This window comes from Advenella sp. (assembly GCF_052108595.1).
In the GTDB taxonomy this organism is placed as follows: domain Bacteria; phylum Pseudomonadota; class Gammaproteobacteria; order Burkholderiales; family Burkholderiaceae_B; genus Advenella.
This window is the reverse complement of record NZ_JBQEAU010000004.1, coordinates 36098-56728: the sequence shown is the minus strand read 5'-3', so window position 1 is coordinate 56728 and position 20631 is coordinate 36098. Positions and strand designations below refer to the sequence as shown.

Sequence of the window (20631 nt, the reverse complement as noted above, 5' to 3'; positions counted from 1 at the left end):
TCAGCAAAAAAGCACAGCGATCCCCCGATTGGCATGCCCATTAACCTGCCGATTGTCGCGGGTTGTCCTAAAAAGACCTGTTGCAGTATATTAATGCTCATTATTTTTAGCCCGGGCTATGCTAGGCTTATGACCAAAATTTCACTACACGGAGCTAATATGCCTCAATTACGCCTGCTGCGCAACGCGCTTGCTTTGCTTGCCCTCACGCTGCTCACCGCCTGCGCCGCGATGGGCGGCAATGACCGCAGCGGACTGCAAATAAGCCAGGATCCGCGAGGCGTCGCCATCGCCTCAAAAGACAGCAACCTGTTCTTGCCGGGCTCGGCCACCCTGCAACCGGACTCGGGGCCTTTTTTTGACCGGGTCAACCAGTTGCTGCGCGACCATCCGGAACGCAAAGCCCTGGTAGACAGCGTATCGGACAATACCGGCTCGGCTGAATACAACCAGGAACTGCAGGAAGTGCGTGCCCTGTCCATCATGAAGGCCCTGACCAGCCGCGGTGTTGATCGCTCGCGTCTGGCCTATGTTACGGGATCCTCGGCTACATCAACACCCGGCACCATGCAACCGGTCGATACAGCAGCCCAACAGTCAAAGATCATCATTCTTGGGGCCAGCACGGCAGACATGAACGTCAATACCATAGAACAGTTCTTCGACGGGATTTCCAATTTGGGTAAAAGCCTGTTCAATTGATTCGCACCTGTGCCAGCCAAGATATACTTATACTGTAGCCGCAAGCTGACGGTCACCAAATTGGACCGGCAGGCATCCTGCCCGGCCTGAAACTGATAACGCCAAACTTATGTCAAAGTCTTTTATCTACAATCTGATCCTGACCATTGTCGCGATCGTCGTGTTCATCTTCATTGGTGCCTCCGTATACGATGCATTCACGCGCACTCCGGTCAATCGCACTGCAGATGATGGCGGCGCCAGCAGTGTGAGCGGCCAGATTGAAGCAGCAACGCCCGATGCGACCCAGCCTGAGCAATCCACAGCGGCCAGCGATGCCCCGCCCGTAGAGCAGCAGCAGGCAGAGGCTGCCTACGACCTGACCAATGAACCAGCCAGCACCAATGCTGCGCAGGGTAGCGCAAATTCAGCCCGCGCTTCTGGCAGTGAACCCGCCGCAACCGGCACACCGCGGGAGGCTGCACCCGCTCCAACACCAACACCTGCGCCAGCCAGCCCAAGGCCCGAGACGAGCACCAGTACGGCACGCAGCAGTACCAATCAGCAGAATGCGCCAGCCAGTTCGCCCAGCCCAGCCAAACCGGCAACACGCAGCAATCCGGATCTGCGAGCAGTCATTCCGCCGGTGCCCACAGCACCGCCACGGGCAGAAGGCGTGCCGCCGCCAAATACAACAAGTCAGGATATGTACAACGCCACGAATTCGGGCCTGGACAATGGCAATGTTTCCGATAGCTTCCCTGCCCCGGTATCGAACTTTCCTGCGCCGGTGGCCCCTGGGGCCACTGACAACGCACCTGGCGTCAACAACGACGAACAGCGGCGTCTACAGGAGCTGCGTAACCAGAAACAGCAGTTACGCAGAGATCTCGGTTTCTGATTGCCTATCGGGCGCCTGCCAGGCGTCACGGCTGCCTGGCGATTGATCCCGACAATCGCAGATCCTGCCCGCTCCGCCCACACTGTAAACAGCAAAAAACAAACCCCGATGTAAGTAATTACACCGGGGTTTTTGTCTTGTGACGCCGCTCCTGAGCTGATATGCCAACTCAGCCAGGTAACGGTGTTATCAGTGCTTCACCGATTTGACATTATCTACTGGTGGCTTGGCTGCAGAAACCGCAGCCTCCTCTGCCAGTTTGGCAATTTCCGCCTCGGACAATGGCGTGAGCGGCCTCTCTAGTGCTACTTCCAGTACGCGGTCAATCCATTTTACCGGGATGATTTCCAGATGGTTTTTCACGTTATCCGGAATCTCTGTGAGATCCTTGACGTTCTCTTCAGGGATCAGCACGGTTTTGATGCCACCGCGATGAGCTGCAAGCAGCTTTTCCTTCAGCCCACCAATGGCCAGCACCTCGCCCCGCAGGGTAATTTCACCCGTCATGGCGACATCAGCCCTTACCGGAATACCCGATAGTGCCGACACCAATGCAGTTGTAATGGCGATACCGGCAGACGGACCATCCTTGGGCGTTGCGCCTTCAGGAACGTGGATGTGAATATCCTTTTTCTCAAAGACACTATCGGCAAAACCCAATGCATGCGCCCGTGAGCGTACCACCGTGCGCGCTGCCTGCATGGACTCTTTCATCACATCACCCAGCAGCCCGGTGTGCTGAATATTACCTTTACCAGAGACCACAGCGACTTCAATGGTGAGCAGATCGCCACCGACTTCGGTCCAGGCCAGCCCAGTTACCTGGCCGATCTGGTTGTCTTTTTCGGCCATGCCGAAAGAATACTTGCGTACCCCCAGATAATGGCTCAGGTTGTCGGCCCTCACATGAATGGCCTGCGCAGCTGCCGCTTTGCCCTTGGCTGTCGGCTTGGCGGCAGTCACGGCACTGCTCAGCAGCTCCTTGATAACTTTACGGCAAATTTTGCTGACTTCGCGTTCCAGCGCCCGCACCCCAGCTTCACGTGTGTAATAGCGCACGATATCGCGCAGCGCCGATTCTTCGACAACCAGCTCGCCATCTCGCACACCGTTGTTCTTCATCAGCTTGGGCAGCAAGTGGTCCATGGCAATATGCACTTTTTCGTCTTCGGTGTAACCCGATAGGCGAATGACCTCCATCCTGTCAAGCAACGCTGGCGGGATATTCAGCGTATTGCTGGTGGCCACGAACATGACATCTGACAAATCGTAGTCAACTTCGACGTAATGATCCTGGAAGGTATGGTTTTGCTCGGGATCAAGCACCTCGAGCAATGCCGAGGCAGGATCGCCGCGAAAATCCATGCCCAGCTTGTCAATTTCGTCAAGCAAGAACAAGGGGTTGCGTACGCCCACACGATTCATATTCTGCAGAATCTTGCCCGGCAGCGCGCCAATATAGGTACGTCGGTGACCGCGAATCTCGGCCTCATCACGCACGCCGCCCAGCGCCATGCGCGTGAATTTGCGATTAGTTGCCCGTGCAATGGATTGCCCCAGCGAGGTTTTACCTACCCCTGGAGGCCCGACCAGACACAGGATAGGCGCTTTGACCTTATCGACGCGCTGTTGCACGGCCAGATATTCAAGAATGCGTTCCTTGACCTTTTCCAGACCATAATGGTCGTTGTCCAGTACTTTCTGTGCATTGATCAACGAATTGTTGATCCGACTTTTTTTCTTCCAGGGCAGACCGATGACCGTATCGATATAGTTGCGCACAACGGTTGCCTCTGCAGACATAGGCGACATCAGCTTGAGTTTTTTAAGCTCGCTATCAACTTTCTTGCGGGCTTCCTTGGGCAATTGTGCAGCTTCGATTTTCTTTTCGAGCTCTTCAATATCTGCGCCCTCTTCGCCTTCGCCAAGTTCTTTCTGAATCGCCTTGACCTGCTCGTTCAAATAGTAATCGCGCTGGCTTTTCTCCATCTGCTTTTTGACACGCCCGCGAATGCGTTTCTCAACCTGGAGAATATCGATTTCGGTTTCAATTTGGGCCAGCAACGCCTCAAGGCGGCCAGATGCGTCCAGTTCCTCGAGCAGCTTCTGTTTCTGTTCGAGCTTGAGCGGCAAATGGGAAGAAATAGTATCAGCAAGACGGCTGACCTCTTCAATGCCATTGAGGGAACTGAGTATTTCAGGCGGGATTTTCTTGTTCAGTTTGACGTACTGGTCGAACTGGGCAATGATGGTGCGACGCAGTGCCTCTATCTCAGAATTGCGAGTGTCACTCTGCTCGATGGGCAGAATCTGGGCTGAGAAATGCGACTCGGTTTCGATAATATTTTCTACGCGCGCGCGCTGCTGTCCCTCGACCAGCACTTTGACAGTGCCGTCGGGCAGTTTGAGCATTTGTAAAATTGACGCCACACATCCGATGTCGTACATATCATCGGGGCCGGGCTCGTCCTTGCTGGCCGATTTTTGCGCAACAAGCATAATCTGCTTGTCATTTTCCATCGCCAGCTCCAGCGCACGAATGGACCGGTGCCTCCCGACAAATAGCGGAATGACCATATGTGGAAACACGACCACGTCGCGAAGGGGCAACAGTGGCAATTGTGTTGATTCTGCCGGCAAAATCTGACTCGCTGACATAAGCTGATTCCTTGAAAAACGTTGTACTTCTACAGTAATTATGCTGTAGATGGAGCCTCTGGGGGCAATTTCAAGGTCGCCTGGATTAAATACCGGCGGTTTTTATGCAGGTCGCGCTATGATTGTTGCGCAGGGAATCGATCCTCCTGCTTGCATCCTGGCGCGACCTGTCCAGGCTAACCTGACCCCGTCAGGCAGCAGCATCTTTGAGCTTTTTCTCTTTGTTCTCCGAAGCTGTGTTTTCTTTGTCTTCAGCGAAAACCAACATGGGAGAACCGGATCCTTCAATGGCAGATTCGTCCAGCACTACTTTCACTACATTGCTCTGGGATGGCAGATCAAACATGGTATCCATGAGCGATGCCTCTAGAATGGAACGAAGCCCGCGCGCTCCGGTTTTGCGTTGCAGTGCCCTGTAGGCAATGGCTAACAATGCGGCAGGACGCACTTCGAGCTCCACTTCTTCCATGGCAAACAGCTTCTGGTATTGCTTGATCAGCGCGTTCTTCGGTTCAGTCAGAATCGTAACAAGTGCGGCTTCATCCAGCTCTTCCAATGTGGCGACAACCGGCAGGCGTCCCACCAGCTCTGGAATCAGGCCAAACTTGATGATATCTTCAGGCTCGACTTCGGAAAAGACCTCACCGATGCCTTTGGCAGATTTACCCTGCACTGACGCGCCAAAGCCGATACCGGATTTTTCAGTACGATTGCGAATGACCTTATCCAGGCCATCAAACGCACCACCAACAATAAACAGGATATTGGTGGTATCAACCTGTACGAAATCCTGGTTCGGGTGTTTGCGCCCGCCTTGCGGTGGCACCGAAGCAACCGTTCCTTCGATCAGCTTGAGCAGAGCCTGCTGCACGCCTTCTCCTGATACATCCCGCGTAATGGACGGGTTATCGGACTTGCGTGAAATTTTGTCGATTTCGTCAATATAAACAATAGCGCGCTGTGCCTTGTCGACATCATAATTACAATTTTGCAGCAGCTTTTGCACTATGTTTTCAACGTCTTCGCCAACATAACCGGCTTCGGTCAATGTCGTGGCATCTGCCATGACGAACGGGACGTCCAGCATGCGGGCCAGTGTCTGTGCAAGCAGCGTCTTGCCCGATCCGGTAGGCCCGATCAGCAAGATATTGCTTTTGGCAAGTTCGATATCATCTTTCTTGTTCAGGTCGCTGTGGCGTATGCGCTTGTAGTGGTTGTACACCGCTACTGCCAGATTGCGCTTGGGCTGATCCTGACCAATGACGTACTGGTCGAGAAACGACTTGATTTCGGCAGGCGAAGGCAACTCTGTCTTGATGGCCTCACGAGCTTCGTCCTGGGCACTGTCATGAATGATTTCGTTGCACAGCTCGATACACTCATCACAAATGAATATATTCCCAGGGCCCGAGATCAGCTTCTTGACCTCGTTCTGGTGCTTGTTGCAGAACGAGCAATGCAGGTTTTTGCCGTCGGTAGAACTTGGTTTATCTGCCATATCTGTAATTTGATTAATCTGATAAAAAGCAGGTCGACCTTCGTTAAAAGGTCGACCTGCACGAAACCTTTGAAAACAGTATATCAAATACTATGCAACGTCTGCCCGCGTAGCCAGAACTTTGTCAATTAATCCGTAAGTCTGGGCATCTTCGGCCGCCATATAATTATCGCGCTCGGTATGCTCGCGGATGCGCTCAATAGGCTGGCCGGTGTTCTTTGCAAGAATCTGATTGAGTCGCTCGCGCAAACTCAGAATTTCCTTGGCCTGAATTTCAATGTCGGAAGCCTGGCCTTGCGCGCCACCCAGCGGCTGGTGAATCATGATACGTGAATTGGGCAGGCTGAAGCGTTTGCCCTTGGCACCCGAACTGAGCAGGAAGGCGCCCATGCTGGCAGCGAACCCGGTACACATCGTTGACACATCGGGTTTGATGAACTGCATGGTGTCGTAAATGCCCAGACCGGCATATACCGCACCGCCTGGTGAATTAATATACAGGGAAATGTCCTTGTCCGGATTTTCCGACTCAAGGAACAACATCTGCGCAACGATAAGATTGGCTGTCTGGTCGTTTACCTGACCGACCAGAAAGACAACCCGCTCCTTGAGCAGGCGCGAATATATGTCGTAAGACCGCTCTCCGCGCCCGGATTGTTCAATAACCATTGGAATATAGCCCAGCGCCGAGGGGCGCACAGACTCGTCTCCGTGGACAGACGCGTAAAAGTCGGTAAAACGATTCATTATACAGTTCCCATTAATTCTTCAAACGGCACTTTTTCTTCAGTAACCTTGGCTTTTGATAAGATATGGTCAACAACGTTATCTTCAAGGACTACGGATTCAATTTCTGCACGACGCTCACGGTCGGTCAGATAATACGTGACCACCTGTTCGGGTTTTTCGTAGTTCTGTGCGAACTCTTCAATACGCGTACGAACCTGCTCAGGCGTGACCTGCAGTTTGGCGCTGTCGACCAGTTCGGCCACGATCAGACCCAGTCGAACACGGCGCTCGGAGTCGGACTTGAACGCATCGGCAGGAATATCCATCGTGTCGGCGTTGGGCATACCACGTTGCTTGAGATCTTCACGGGCGGCCACAATGCGACTTTGCACATCATTGTCAACCAATGATTTGGGCACATCGAAACTGGCAGATTTTGCCAACGCATCCATGACGCTGTTTTTGGTGCGGGCCTGAGTGCGGTTTTTGACTTCGCGCTCAATGTTGCTGCGCACTTCAGACAGCAGTTTCTCGGTATCGCCTTCCGGCTGACCCAGCGATTTGGCGAATTCGCTATCGACTTCCGGCAGTACCGGTACGGCCACTTCTTTTACAGTGATCGTGAACTCGGCTGTCTTGCCGGCAACTTCCTTACCAGGATAGTCTTCTGGAAAAGTAAGTGAGAATGCTTTGCTTTCACCGGCTTTCAAGCCGCTTGCAGCCTCTTCGAATTCGGGCAGCATACGGCCCTGGCCCAATTGGAACGGGAAGTCTTCTGCCTTGCCGCCCTCGAACTCAACGCCGTCGATCTTGCCGACGAAATCAACTGTTACACGGTCGTCTTTTTCGGCAGCGCGTTCGGCGTCGGCGCTGAACGTGGCACGCTGCTTGCGCAGAATGTCGATGGTATTGTTCACTTCCTGCTCGCCAACCTCTGCATTAAAGCGCGTAACTTCGAGCGCTTCCAGATCAGGAACAGACACTTCCGGATAAACTTCAAATTTTGCAGCAAAGCTTAACTGACCATCTGTAGCGTTTTCTTCCGTGGGCTCAATGGAAGGTGCACCGGCAACACGCAGTTTGGCTTCACGAATGGCTTCGTCAAACAACTGACCCACTTTCTGATTGATCACGTCGTAACGAACGCCAGGGCCGTGACTGCGTTCAATGACGGAAACGGGTGCTTTCCCGGGACGAAAACCCTGCACTTTGGCGGTGCGGGCAACGCGGGAAAGTTGGGTTTTGACTTCTTTTTCAACGTCGTCAATGGAAATTACCAGATTAACCTTACGTTCCAGACCTTCTAGAGTTTCAACCGTTGGCTGCATTCGTGGACCTTACTTATGAAATAATTTAAGAATAACCTCGTATTCTACCCAAAAATCGAAAAAAACATGCTTCGCGGCTGGCGTTTGAAAAAATTATGGGCGCCATGAGCCCCACTTTTTGGTATATTTTTATTTTATCCGATTACCCGTTTGCCCGAATGCAAAACTAAACTGGTGTAATTTAGTATGCTTTAGTAAGACGAGCGCAATTGCGCCATCTGCATTTGGTCTGTTATTTCAGTATATCGAAGGAGTTTACGATGTCCGACCCTATTCATGAGCCTGACAATGACCGTCATGGCACCGATCCGTCCGAGCCTTCGCAGGCTGCCCCTGACGACACGCCTGCCGGCAAATCGCCTGGCAAATCATTGTTCAGCAATGGCGGCTTTGTCATCGGCCTGATTATTTTCGGGCTTTTCACCGCGCTGATTACCTGGTCTGTCAGTTTTTCGGCTATGTTTTTTGGCGCTATCGGCTCGATGCTGTCTGTCGCCACCTGCGTTCTGGACCACGAACATATTCGCTTTTCCCGCGCCGAGCGCAATTGCAAGCTCGACGATGAAAACTGGGCCTATCTGGTCATCCGTGCTGTATTCGGCATGATCTTTGGTACCGCAGCCTATGTTTTTGCCTTCCAGAGCGTGCTAAGCGATACATCCTGGGCATCAGTGGCAACGATTGCCGCATTTTCCGGTTTTGTGTTCGATTACTTGCTCTTCAAACTCGGCAAATCCCGGAAATAATCCGCCAGGCCACTGACTGTGCTAAGCAACTGAGACTCAGCCACACAGCCACGGCGGCACTAAAAAGGTTCACGGTTTATCCCGTGAACCTTTTTTCATGTGTGTTTGATTTTGATTCAACACAAAGGCCGGGACACGCAGCCTGAAGGCTGGCGCCCCTGCATCTTCCGACCCAGCATTGCGCGCCTCTGCTTTACTTACCTGCCGCTGCCGCCTGATCCCGGCCGCGCAACCGTCCGCCAGAGGGCACCGATTGGGCGCCCAGCACCACGCCATTGATTGTACGGCCGTACAGGTTGTCATCCGCTGCGTGGAACCGCTCGCGCGTTTCCTGCACGTTGCCGGTAAACCGCGGATCCTGTGGTCGCTCGTGCGAATTCATGAAATAGGCCACATCCCACGCCTGCTGATCGGTCAGGGTATTGTCTTTTCCCAGCGGCATATTGGCTTTTATGAACGCAGCCGCATTGGGCATCTGATGCATTCCCGCTCCCCAGTTGAACGAGTCGTCGCCCCACAAGGCAGGAAACACGGTCACGCCTGCCGTCTTGCGCCCTTGCCCGTTGGCGCCATGGCAAACAGCGCACTGCGCTGCGTACACCGCTTTGCCGCGATCAAGATCCATTGGCTGCGCAGGCGCAGGCAAGCGCTTATAGCCCTGCCCTGCAAGCTTGACCCCGGTTGGGGCTTTGCTGGCAAGCCAGTACATATAGGATGAGAGGGCGACAATCGCCTCGGAATCGGCCGCTGGCGCCTTGCCATTCATGCTGTACTGAAAACAGCCCTGCAGTCTTTCGGCCAGCGTATTGACATGGCCGTTTTTCTTGCGATACGCAGGATATAGGACATAAGCGCCCCACATGGGTGCCGAGTCGGCGCGTCGCCCCGCATCAATATGGCAGTTGACGCAATTGAGCGAATTGCCCGTGTACTGCGGCAACAAACGGGAAGTATGTAAAAAATAGTTCTGCCCTTTTCTGACAGCCTCGCCGAACTCGTTATCAGGTATTGCATCGGCCGCCGGTGGCGAAAATCCCGTGGTATCGGCCGACATGGCTGCATTGGCTTGCCTTGGAGCAGCGGCTGTCGTTGCATGACCATCTGCAGGCTGGCCAGAATCCGCGGGCGCTGCCACGGAACCAACAGGCATGATCAGGCAAATAACTGTTGTCATGGCCACAAAATGCGTCGTGCGAAGGAATAAAAGACGGTTCATTATTGCCCCCCTGCTTGTGCTGTCGTCGCGCTGGCAGCAGCAGCGCCAATATCGTTTCCGAAATAGGCACTGACGCCGTCGATTTCCTCATCTGTCAGTTTGCGTGCCAGATGCGCCATCAGACCATGCGCGTCATCGGCGCGCGCACCCGTTTTCCAGGCCAGCAATTGGTTTTTGATGTACATGGCAGACTGGCCCGCCAAAGCAGGGAACGTGGGCGCAACACCGACGCCGCCCGGACCATGGCACTGCACACAGGCCGGCAGCCCGCGCGACCAGTCACCGCGCTGCGCCAGCCAGGCGCCCATCTTGCCTTTGGGATAGCTGTCCTGCAGTTGCACCGCGTGGGCCGGATCGATTACCGGCTTGAGGGACGCATACCAGACAGCAACGGCCTTTTTTTGCTCGGCGCTCAAGGCCTTGGCAATCGGCTCCATCACGGCCTGCTTGCGCTTGCCTTGGGCAAAATCCACAAGCTGGGCTTCAAGGTACACGGCCGGCAAACCGGCAAGAAAGGGAAACCCTGCAGCTGCCATGCCCTCGCCATTTGCGCCATGGCAGGCCATACAGGGCGCCTGGCCGGGAATGCCTTTGGCTGCAATACTTTTACCCTGCGCGATATCACCGGCAGACGCAATTTCTGTGGGCAGCCAAAGTACGCTACAAGCGCTCACGATTGCTGCAGCGGATATTCCGCTACGCTTTTTTCGATTTCTGTTCATCTTCTACTCCTAACCATAATGCTACTGCATTCATATATCTATTACTTATTAGTATATATTTTTTAGTAATTTTATAGAATCGACTGGTCGGGGTAAAGCAGGCATGTCCAGGTATCACAAATTCAAACGGACCATCACGGCGCATTGACGCACCGACATCATGCATCGACGACCGCCTTTGGTATCGAACGCACCAATATCGAATCAACACAAGCCAATTCAAATCACCATTCATGAATGGTAACGCCTTGCGCACCTTTTTATTCCCGTTGATGCTCCCTCGATGTGCTGTCCCACTGCTCCCTTAATGCGTCTACCTGCCGTGGCGCGCAAGCGGGTAAGGCTAGCTCCCGCTTGAGTTGCTCGACCCGCCGCAGCAACGAGATCTGTTTGCTGGCACGACTATTGCTTTAGCTCTATCGCTACTCACACATGCAATTTGCCTTTACTCATCCCGGAGCTGATAAATGAAACGTCGCAATGTTCTTAAAACCATGGTGTGCAGTCTTGCACTTGCATTTGGCTCTGGCGCGCTCAGCAGCAGTTGGGCCCAGGGTCAGATTGATCCATCCAAACCGCCGATCAAGATCGGCATACTGCATTCGCTGTCCGGCACGATGGCTATTTCCGAAACTGTGCTGAAAAATGTCGCGCTAATGCAAATCGACGCGATCAACAAGGAAGGCGGCATTCTTGGTCGCAAGGTAGAGGCCGTCATCGTGGACCCCGCTTCCAACTGGCCGCTGTTCGCAGAAAAAGCGCGTGAATTGCTCAGCCAGGAAAAAGTAGCAGCGGTTTTCGGTTGCTGGACATCGGTCTCGCGCAAATCGGTGCTGCCGGTCTTTGAAGAACTGAACGGCCTATTGTTCTACCCGGTTCAATATGAAGGCGAAGAAATGTCGCGCAATATTTTCTATACCGGCGCGGCGCCTAACCAACAGGCCATTCCTGCCGTTGAATATTTGATGAGCGAAGAAGGCGGCGGCTACAAGCGATTTTTCCTGCTCGGGACAGACTACGTCTATCCGCGCACCACCAATAAAATTCTGCGTGGTTTCCTGCATAGCAAGGGCGTTGCCGATAGTGACATACAGGAAGTCTACACTCCCTTCGGTCATAGCGATTACCAGACCATCGTGAACGATATCAAACGTTTTGCTGCGGGCGGAAAAGCCGCGGTCATCTCCACCATCAATGGCGACTCCAATGTGCCGTTCTATAAGGAACTCGGTAACGCCGGCGTCAAGGCAATAGATACGCCCGTCATCGCATTCTCCGTGGGCGAAGAGGAGCTGCGCGGCATCGACACCAAGCCGTTGGTTGGTCATTTGGCAGCGTGGAATTACTTTATGTCCGTGGACAATCCAGCCAATTCGGCCTTCAAAAAACAATGGGCGGATTACGCCGCTGCGCAAAAGCTGCCTGGCGCAGACAAACCGCTGACCAACGACCCCATGGAAGCGACCGTTGTCGGGTTGAAAATGTGGAAAGCTGCCGTTGAAAAAGCGGGCAAGACTGACGTGGATGCCGTTCGCGCGGCCATGATCGGTCAGAAAGTGTCAGCGCCGGACGGCTTCGAAATTCAAATGGGCAGCAACCATCATTTATACAAACCTGTCATGGTCGGTGAAATCCGTCCTGACGGGCAATTCGACATTGTCTGGCAAACAGAAAAACCCGTGCGCGCCCAGCCATGGAGCCCGTTCATTGCCGGCAATGAAAAAAAACCCGATGAAGTGAAATAAATGCGAACAATGACCCGGCCCGGCGGGCCGGTCATGCAACCGACAGCAAAAAATGGAAAGATCCGCATGAAACTCACCCCTTGCCTCGTTAAGGATTGGATTGGAAAACTGGCCATGATTGTCGGCGTTCTGCTTATGTCTGTAACGCCAGCCCATGCGAGCACGCTGACACCGGCCGATCTGAACGTGCTTGTTTCCGGCAGCTATGGGGAGCGCAAAGAGGCCATAGAAAAACTGGTGAACGCCGATCCTGCGGTCGCCCGTCCGCTACTGCAAAGCTTATCGCAAGGCACTGTGTTGGGCCTGCCCGATGGACGGCTCGTGATCAAGTCCGATCAAGGCTACACAGACCCCTTAACCGGTGAAAGCATCGCGCCTCCAACGGCGCCGACCCGTCAACCGATACTGAACAATGCACTGCGCCGACTGATCCAGAATGCGCTGGCCTCGATGAGTCTGTTCTCCCAGGACAAGACAATCCGCCGAATGGCCATTGAAAATATGCTGCGTCGCCCGGACAGCCTGTCGGCACAGCAGCTGGACCAGGCACTCAAGGCAGAAACCGATCCTGCGCTGAAACAAAAGCTCGATATCCTGCATGCCTTTGCGGCGGCAGCCGATCACAGCACAGCGCCCGAACAGCGACTGCAGGCCGTGCAATCGCTGGCCTCAGTCAACCTGCCCCATGCGCGCACCGTATTGAACAACATTATTTCCGAAGAAAATAATCCCCAGAGTGCAATCGCTGTTGCTGCCTCCGAATCGCTTTCACATATTGATGCGCGACAACGCAATTCGGCCCTTGCCAATAACGCCTTCACCGGTCTGAGCCTGGGCAGTGTGCTGGTGCTGGCTGCACTGGGACTGGCGGTGATTTATGGCCTGATCGGCGTGATCAATATGGCGCATGGCGAATTTCTCATGTTGGGCGCCTACGCTACCTATCTGACGCAGCGCGCCTTTCAGACCTGGATGCCCGAGTGGTTCGACTACTACCTGCTTGCGGCGCTACCCGTGGCATTTCTAACAGCGGCTGCCGTGGGTATCCTGATCGAATGGTTGATTATTCGTCACCTGTACGGTCGCCCCCTGGAAAGCCTGCTGGCCACTTTTGGCGTAAGCCTGCTGATGATGCAGACGGTACGCCTGATCTTTGGCGCGCAGAATGTGGACGTGGCCAATCCAATCTGGATGAGCGGCTCTTTTGCACCGCTTGCTGCCTGGTTACCGGCTTTCGCGGTTCCCTACAACCGGCTCATTATTCTCGCTTTTTCTATTGCAGTTGTCATTAGCCTGCATCTGGTCCTGAACCGTACCCGCCTGGGGCTTTTCATCCGCGCTTGTACCCAGAATCGCACAATGGCAGCCTGCGTAGGCATCCGAACCCGCAAGGTAGATGCTTACGCCTTTGCGCTGGGAACCGGCATTGCCGGCCTTGGCGGGGTCGCACTGTCGCAAATCGGCAATGTCGGCCCCGATCTGGGCCAAGCATATTTGATCGATTCATTTATGGCCGTGGTGCTCGGCGGCGTCGGCCAGCTTATCGGTACCGTGCTTGGCGCTTTCGGCCTGGGCGTCCTGAGCAAGCTTGGCGAGCCGTTGCTGGGAGCGGTATTGGTGAAGATTGTCATCCTGCTGCTGATCGTTGCCTTTATTCAAAAACGTCCCCAGGGCCTGTTTGCCCAGAAAGGCCGCAGCGCGGCGGAGGCTTAACGCTCATGACTACATCATTCGAACTGAATATTCCTGAACGGGCACCGCTGTTCTCGCGTACAGGCTGGCTGACACTGTGCGCCGTGGTGATCGGTGTATTCCTGGTCACCCTGCTCGGTACGCAATGGGCCGCTCCCGGGAGCACGCTACATATCAGCGACTATGCACTCACGCTTGTCGGCAAGATGCTTTGCTATGCCATTGTGGCCATGTCGCTTAATCTCGTTTGGGGCTACTGCGGTATTCTCAGCCTGGGGCATGGCCTGTATTTTGCCCTGGGAGGCTATGCCATGGGCATGTATCTGGTGCAAGCACCCGCGCCCGGGCAGGAGTCGGCAGGGCTGCCGGCGTTTACGTTCCTGCTGAACTGGACCCAATTGCCGTGGTACTGGGCCGGCACCCAGACCCTGGCCTGGGTACTGATTCTGGCGGCGCTGGTGCCAGCAATCGTCGCGTTCATCTTCGGCTACTTCGCCTTTCGTTCGCGCATCAAAGGCGTGTACTTGTCCATCATGACACAGGCGGTGACCTACGCCGCCATGCTCCTGTTCTTTCGCAACGAGACCGGATTCGGCGGCAACAACGGCTTCACCGATTTCAAGTCCATCGCAGGCTACTCCATCAGCACGACCGAAACCCGTACAGTGCTTTTTCTGATTAGCTTTGCAGTGCTCGTCTTGGTATTTGTACTGGTTCAATGGATCATGAAATCCCGGTTTGGCAAGGTGATAACTGCGATCCGCGACAGTGAAAGTCGCGTCATGTTCATCGGATTCAATCCATTGCAGTACAAACTGGCGATCTGGACGTTGTCGGCCCTACTGTGCGGGATTGCGGGTGCTTTATATGCGCCGCTGGTGGGTATTATCAACCCAGGTGAAATGTCACCCGTCAATTCAATTGAAATGGTGATCTGGGTAGCCGTGGGCGGTCGCGGATCGCTGATCGGCAGCATCCTGGGCGTATTCACGGTCAACGGTGCAAAAACGTTCTTCACAGCGTTCATGCCGGAATACTGGCTTTACGTCCTTGGGGGACTGTTTGTTGTGGTGACCCTGTTCATGCCCAAAGGGCTGATCGGGCTGTTTTCACGGCGTCGCAAACAACCGCTTACGTCTGGTTCGAACGCGGCTCCGGCCTCGGAGGCGGTATGACTGATATCCACGCTGACACTACCGGCGCCGGTGGCACGATCACCCATCTGGCCCATTTTGCCGAATCAGGAAAAATCGATACAACACACGGCGTCGTGCTGTATGTAGAAAACCTGACCGTCAAATTCGATGCCTTCTGCGCTATCAATGACTTGTCCCTGTACATCAAAGAGGGTGAACTACGCTGCATTATTGGCCCCAATGGCGCTGGAAAAACAACCCTGATGGACGTGATTACCGGAAAGAGCGGCCATCGCAACGCGACTATCGAAGGCCAGGTCTATCTTGGCCAAACGCTGGATTTGCTGACAATGCAGGAACCGCAGATCGCGCAACTGGGTATCGGCAGGAAATTCCAGAAGCCCTCGGTATTCGAAAGCCAGCCGGTCTGGGAAAACCTGTATCTGGCCGATGCCGGAGATCGTCGCTGGCACAGCGCATTAAACGCGCGCATAACCGCAGACGTGCGCCATCGCATTGAACATGCACTGAGCATTATGAAGCTAGAGAGCGTTGCCTATCGGGCTGCGGGTGAACTGTCGCACGGCCAGAAACAACGTCTGGAGATTGGTATGCTGCTGATGCAAAAGCCTGCGTTACTGCTGCTAGACGAACCAGTGGCCGGCATGACAGACCGCGAAACGGCCGAGCTTGCTGAAATACTCCATCGCATTCGTGGCACCTGCTCCATTGTCGTGGTGGAGCACGATATGGGCTTTGTTTCAAACCTGGCAGGCGATCAGGGCACCGTAACCGTCCTGGCTGCCGGAACAGTACTGGCGCAAGGGACCATGCAGCAAGTACAGCAGGATCCTCAAGTCATTGAATCCTATCTCGGCCGCTAATCAAGGAATGCGTACCATGCAGCTCAGCGTACAAAACGTCAATCAGTATTATGGCGGCAGCCATATTCTCCGCGATATTTCATTTGAAATAGAAGCAAATGCCCTGACCGCCCTGCTGGGTCGTAACGGCGCGGGTAAAACCACACTGCTGCGCAGCCTGCTTGGCGTCGTACCCATTCGTAACGGGCAGATCAGCTATGCCGGCAACGATATCAGTCGCATGGGGACCGCCGACCGCATCGCCCAGGGCATTGGTTATGTGCCACAGGGACGCGATATTTTCCCCCGACTGAGCGTAAAGGAAAATCTGCTGGTCGGCGCAGCATCACGCAAAACACCTAAAGGAATACCAGCCTTCATTTACCAGCTTTTTCCAGTGCTCAAGGAAATGGAACATCGCAACGGCGGAGATTTGTCAGGTGGACAACAACAGCAATTGGCGATTGCCCGGGCCCTCATGGGCGAACCACGACTGCTGATTCTGGACGAGCCCACCGAGGGCATTCAGCCAAATATTATTCAGCATATCGGCAGAACGCTCAAATTTCTTGTTGCAGATCATGGAATGACTGTGCTTCTTGTTGAACAATATCTGGATTTCGTCAAACTTATTGCCGACGACTATCTTGTCATGAACCGCGGCGTCATTATTGCCAAGGGAAAAGGCGTAAATATTGATGCAGACGGTATTGAACGTCACATTAGTGTGTAACCGCAAATGTCAGCTGTCATCCGAACCGAACGCTGGGCTGCAACTCTCGCATTGGCATTTTCTTGCCAACCGTCCGGGCGCAGTGCCCTGACCAGCAATGTCCATACAGGTCCATTGCTGGTGCAGAAGCCCCTTTATCCAGAAGGACCTGCCGTTTGCCATGCAACGATATTACATCCACCATCCGGTATTGCGGGGGGCGACGAACTGAACATTGATGTGACCGTGCATGATGCTGCCCATGCAGTACTGACCACGCCCGGGACAACACGCTGGTACAAAGCCAATGGTAAACCCGCAAGCCAGACCGTAACGATCCGCGTGGAAGCTGGCGCAAGCCTGGACTGGCTGCCACTGGAAAATCTGATATTTGAACAGGCTGACGCCAGTAACGACACCCATATCCAACTTGCCGCCGGTGCGCACGCTATCGGCTGGGATTGCTATCAACTGGGCAGCGTCATCGCACAGGGACACTGGCAGGCTGGCCTGATCACCATCCATTCCACTCTACATTACGACGGCAAACTGATATGGACTGAAGCGGGTCAGGTCGATGCACAGCATCCGATCAGGCACCGTGGCGCAGGACTGGCCAACTTTCCGATCATGGCTACGGTCTGGAGTGTCGGTCCCGTAATTAGCGCCGAACAAATGGAGCAGCTTACCGCGAGCTTACCTTGGACCGACAGGCTGCGCGCAGGCGCCAGCCAGATTTCACTTGATGCATCCACCAGCCTGGTCTTGGTGCGCCTGCTTGGGACACACGCTGAAGCAGTCAGACAATTAATGATCGCGTGCTGGCAGCATTTGCGCCCACTGCATCTGGGCATTGCTGCGATTCCCTTGCGGCTGTGGCGCACCTGATCCAATAACCGGCCCGACTATTTAAATTTGTACTTGCGGAGAAAACCATGGATCTGACCCCCAGAGAAATAGACAAACTGCTGATATTTACTGCAGCACTGCTCGCGGAGCGGCGCCGCAGCCGGGGCCTCAAGCTTAATTACCCCGAGGCGGTCGCCCTGATCAGCGCCGCCCTGCTTGAAGGCGCCCGCGACGGCAAGACCGTTGCCCAGCTCATGCATGAAGGCACGCAAGTGCTCACTCGCGACGATGTGATGGACGGCGTACCCGAAATGATTCCAGATATCCAGATCGAAGCTACTTTTGAAGACGGCACAAAACTGGTCACCGTCCATCATCCCATTGCCTGAACACTGAATCGACCAGCCAGCGGCGAACCTGCCCTGCTCCTGTTTCTAAATACAAAGGAAAATCCCATGTTTCATGCACCTGCCACCCAAATGCGAAAAATGCTGACAGCACTCGCGCTACTCAGCCTGGCTCAGCCAGTGCTGGCCCATCCCGGGCATCCTGGGCACACCGATACCATATCCATGCTGACAGATGGACTGCTGCACCCGCTGGCCGGCCCCGACCATCTGCTGGCCATGCTCGCTGTGGGGGTCTGGAGCGCCTTGGTGTATCCGTCTATCAAGCGCGCGGTCTACGTCCCGTTGTCGTTTTCAATAATTCTACTTGTAGGCGCGCTGATGGGTATGGCAGGACTGCACATCCCCCTGGTCGAGCCACTGATCATGGCCTCGCTGCTGGTGCTGGGTCTGATGCTGGCCGGAATGACCAGGCTACCACTACCCGTGGGCGCCGTGCTGGTCGCGTTCTTTGCCTTCTTTCACGGTGCTGCGCATGGACTGGAACTGCCTCAAGGCGGTACGGCCATCGTGTTTATTCTGGGCTTCATGGTCTCTACCCTGCTCATTCACTGCACCGGCATGGTTGCCGGCGCGATACTGACACGTCGTCATGTCTGGCCAGCACGGCTGGCCGGCGCAGGCATCGCTTCGTATGGAGCGATATTGATGCTGACCGGTCACTAAGCAAGGGGACAAATCATGATTCCAGGTGAAATCATTGCCGCCGACGGCAACATCGAAATCAACACGGGCCGAACCACGATTGTCCTTGAAGTGACCAATACAGGCGATCGCCCGATCCAGGTTGGATCACATTATCATTTTGCCGAAGCCAATGCGGCGCTGCTGTTTGATCGCCAGTTAGCCCGGGGGTATCGATTGAATATTGTTGCCGGCACAGCAGTGCGCTTCGAGCCGGGGCAAATCCGTACCGTCCAGTTGGTGGCATTGGCCGGCGACAGGCGCGTATTCGGCTTCACAGGAAAGGTCATGGGAGCACTGGAATGACAAATATATCAAGGCAGGCCTATGCCGAAATTTTTGGTCCCACCATCGCAAACGGCGTAGCCGACCGTGTTCGACTTGCCGATACCGAACTGTTTATAGAAGTTGAACAAGACTTCACCATATTCGGAGAAGAAGTCAAATTTGGCGGAGGCAAAGTCATTCGCGACGGCATGGGGCAAAGCCAGCGATGCACGGCCGACTGCGCCGATACGGTCATTACCAATGCACTCATCGTTGACGCCATCGCCGGTATTATCAAGGCCGATATTGGTATCAAAAACGGCCATATAACGGGTATCGGAAAAGCCGGTAATCCTGACATCCAGCCCGGCATCACCATCGTCATCGGCCCCGGCACGGAAATTATTGCCGCTGAAGGTTTTATCGTTACCGCAGGCGGTATTGATACCCATATTCACTTTATCTGTCCACAACAGATCGAAGAGGCTATATCCTCTGGTATCACAACCATGATCGGCGGCGGCACCGGCCCCGCAACAGGCACGTTCGCTACCACCTGCACCCCGGGGCCATGGCATATCCATGCAATGCTCGGTGCAACCGATGCCTTTGCGATGAATATCGGTCTTCTTGGCAAAGGCAATGCCAGCGACCCGGCTCCGCTACTGGAACAAATACATGCCGGTGCCCTTGGCCTGAAACTGCACGAAGACTGGGGTACCACGCCGCAAGCCATCGACACCTGCCTGGGCGTGGCCGACCAGACCGATACACAAGTGGCCATTCACAGCGACACCCTGAACGAGTCGGGCTTTGTCGAGGCAACCCTGGCCGCCTTCAAGGGCCGCACCATCCATACCTTTCATACAGAAGGTGCGGGTGGCGGTCATGCACCTGATATCATTCGCGCCGCGGGCATGCCCAATGTGCTGCCCGCTTCGACCAACCCGACCATGCCTTTTACCCGCAATACGATTGACGAACATCTGGATATGCTGATGGTTTGCCATCATCTGGATGCATCCATCGCGGAAGACCTGGCATTTGCCGAAAGCCGAATCCGCCGGGAAACCATCGCAGCCGAAGACATCCTGCATGACCTGGGCGCCTTTTCGATCATGAGTTCCGACTCGCAGGCCATGGGGCGTGTTGGCGAAGTTATTCTTCGCACCTGGCAAACTGCAGACAAAATGAAGCAGCAACGCGGCAGCCTGGCCGGCGACCCCAGCCATGCAGACAACAACCGCGTCAAACGCTTTATTGCCAAATACACCATCAACCCGGCTATTGCACATGGCATAGCCCATAAGGTAGGGTCAATACAGAGCGGCAAACTGGCCGATCTTGTGCTGTGGCGACCCGCATTCTTTGGGGTTAAGCCAAGTCTTATTATCAAAGGCGGCATGATCGCTCACGCGGTCATGGGCGATCCGAATGCTTCTATCCCAACACCACAACCGGTGCATTACAGAAAAATGTTCGGCTCCTTCGGGCGTGCGCTGAAAACCTCGCTGGCCTTTGTGTCCCAGGCAGGATTTGACAACCCCGCCGTACACGCATTGGGTCTGAACAAAACGCTGTCCCCCGTCAGCGGCTGCCGCAATATCGGCAAGCGCGATATGGTGCGCAATGACTGGCTGCCCGATATACGGGTCGACCCGCAAACCTACCAGGTTTTTGCCGATGGCCAGATCCTTAGCTGCGAGCCGGCCAAAACATTACCGATGTCCCAGCGCTATTTTCTATTCTGATATTTCACCCTTCTCCCAGGAACCCGTTTGAAATGACGCGTACTGT

Annotated in this window: 19 protein-coding genes; 13 read left to right on the top strand and 6 right to left on the bottom strand. The window is 54.5% G+C overall.

Annotated elements, in window-relative coordinates; translation table 11 throughout:
* Nucleotides 1–159: 159 nt before the first annotated feature.
* Together ACTIKR_RS01470 and ACTIKR_RS01465 are read left to right on the top strand one after the other, a co-directional pair.
* Entirely contained in the window at nt 160–702 is a 543-nt protein-coding gene (locus tag ACTIKR_RS01470) for an OmpA family protein (RefSeq protein ID WP_193086747.1), read from the top strand.
* A gap of 109 nt (nt 703–811) precedes the next feature.
* On the top strand, nt 812–1582 hold the full coding sequence (locus ACTIKR_RS01465) for a hypothetical protein (RefSeq protein WP_442326992.1): 771 nt from the start codon (nt 812–814) through the stop codon (nt 1580–1582).
* 189 nt (nt 1583–1771) lie between these two features.
* Here ACTIKR_RS01465 and lon read toward each other — a convergent pair whose 3' ends face one another.
* The 4 genes from lon to tig form a co-directional block, all read right to left on the bottom strand.
* Complete coding sequence (gene lon / locus ACTIKR_RS01460) at nt 1772–4240, bottom strand: endopeptidase La (RefSeq protein ID WP_442326991.1); 2469 nt, start codon at nt 4238–4240, stop codon at nt 1772–1774.
* Between the two features lie 190 nt (nt 4241–4430).
* A complete protein-coding gene (gene clpX, locus ACTIKR_RS01455; RefSeq protein WP_193086744.1) occupies nt 4431–5738 on the bottom strand; it encodes an ATP-dependent Clp protease ATP-binding subunit ClpX in 1308 nt (435 codons plus the stop codon).
* Between the two features lie 90 nt (nt 5739–5828).
* Nucleotides 5829–6485, bottom strand: a complete 657-nt coding sequence (gene clpP / locus ACTIKR_RS01450) for an ATP-dependent Clp endopeptidase proteolytic subunit ClpP (RefSeq protein ID WP_128394060.1) — start codon at nt 6483–6485, stop codon at nt 5829–5831.
* Nucleotides 6485–7795: a trigger factor gene (tig, locus tag ACTIKR_RS01445; protein WP_442326990.1), complete on the bottom strand. Its 1311-nt coding sequence runs from the start codon at nt 7793–7795 to the stop codon at nt 6485–6487. Before tig ends, clpP begins: the two co-directional genes overlap by 1 nt.
* A 260-nt stretch (nt 7796–8055) precedes the next feature.
* On the opposite strand from tig, the gene ACTIKR_RS01440 reads away from it, so the two are divergent.
* Nucleotides 8056–8541, top strand: a complete 486-nt coding sequence (locus ACTIKR_RS01440) for a hypothetical protein (RefSeq protein ID WP_442326989.1) — start codon at nt 8056–8058, stop codon at nt 8539–8541.
* Between the two features lie 193 nt (nt 8542–8734).
* On the opposite strand, the gene ACTIKR_RS01435 is transcribed toward ACTIKR_RS01440, so the two are convergent.
* Together ACTIKR_RS01435 and ACTIKR_RS01430 are read right to left on the bottom strand one after the other, a co-directional pair.
* The gene (locus ACTIKR_RS01435; RefSeq protein WP_442327005.1) at nt 8735–9691 is read right to left on the bottom strand and encodes a c-type cytochrome; all 957 of its coding nucleotides are present in this window, start codon (nt 9689–9691) and stop codon (nt 8735–8737) included.
* A 65-nt stretch (nt 9692–9756) separates the two neighbouring features.
* The gene (locus ACTIKR_RS01430) at nt 9757–10479 is read right to left on the bottom strand and encodes a c-type cytochrome (RefSeq protein WP_442326988.1); all 723 of its coding nucleotides are present in this window, start codon (nt 10477–10479) and stop codon (nt 9757–9759) included.
* A gap of 467 nt (nt 10480–10946) precedes the next feature.
* Here ACTIKR_RS01430 and urtA point away from each other — a divergent pair, with 467 nt between their 5' ends.
* The 10 genes from urtA to ureC all read left to right on the top strand — a co-directional run bounded on the left by urtA (nt 10947) and on the right by ureC (nt 20585).
* Entirely contained in the window at nt 10947–12224 is a 1278-nt protein-coding gene (gene urtA, locus ACTIKR_RS01425; protein ID WP_442326987.1) for an urea ABC transporter substrate-binding protein, read from the top strand.
* 66 nt (nt 12225–12290) lie between these two features.
* A complete protein-coding gene (gene urtB, locus ACTIKR_RS01420; RefSeq protein WP_442326986.1) occupies nt 12291–13937 on the top strand; it encodes an urea ABC transporter permease subunit UrtB in 1647 nt (548 codons plus the stop codon).
* A gap of 5 nt (nt 13938–13942) precedes the next feature.
* Entirely contained in the window at nt 13943–15091 is a 1149-nt protein-coding gene (urtC, locus tag ACTIKR_RS01415; protein WP_442326985.1) for an urea ABC transporter permease subunit UrtC, read from the top strand.
* Nucleotides 15088–15936 carry an urea ABC transporter ATP-binding protein UrtD gene (urtD, locus tag ACTIKR_RS01410; RefSeq protein ID WP_193086736.1) on the top strand — a complete coding sequence of 283 codons (849 nt, stop codon included), beginning with the start codon at nt 15088–15090 and terminating at the stop codon, nt 15934–15936. Before urtC ends, urtD begins: the two co-directional genes overlap by 4 nt.
* A gap of 16 nt (nt 15937–15952) precedes the next feature.
* Nucleotides 15953–16648: an urea ABC transporter ATP-binding subunit UrtE gene (gene urtE / locus ACTIKR_RS01405; RefSeq protein WP_442326984.1), complete on the top strand. Its 696-nt coding sequence runs from the start codon at nt 15953–15955 to the stop codon at nt 16646–16648.
* A 6-nt stretch (nt 16649–16654) separates the two neighbouring features.
* On the top strand, nt 16655–17515 hold the full coding sequence (locus tag ACTIKR_RS01400) for an urease accessory protein UreD (RefSeq protein ID WP_442326983.1): 861 nt from the start codon (nt 16655–16657) through the stop codon (nt 17513–17515).
* A 47-nt stretch (nt 17516–17562) separates the two neighbouring features.
* Nucleotides 17563–17865 (top strand): urease subunit gamma, encoded by a 303-nt coding sequence (locus tag ACTIKR_RS01395; RefSeq protein WP_442326982.1) that lies wholly within the window; start codon nt 17563–17565, stop codon nt 17863–17865.
* 66 nt (nt 17866–17931) lie between these two features.
* A complete protein-coding gene (locus ACTIKR_RS01390) occupies nt 17932–18549 on the top strand; it encodes a HupE/UreJ family protein (protein ID WP_442326981.1) in 618 nt (205 codons plus the stop codon).
* Nucleotides 18550–18564: 15 nt separating this feature from the next.
* Entirely contained in the window at nt 18565–18873 is a 309-nt protein-coding gene (locus ACTIKR_RS01385) for an urease subunit beta (protein ID WP_193086731.1), read from the top strand.
* The gene (gene ureC / locus ACTIKR_RS01380; protein ID WP_442326980.1) at nt 18870–20585 is read left to right on the top strand and encodes an urease subunit alpha; all 1716 of its coding nucleotides are present in this window, start codon (nt 18870–18872) and stop codon (nt 20583–20585) included. The genes ACTIKR_RS01385 and ureC overlap by 4 nt, the downstream gene beginning before the upstream one ends.
* Nucleotides 20586–20631: the final 46 nt, after the last annotated feature.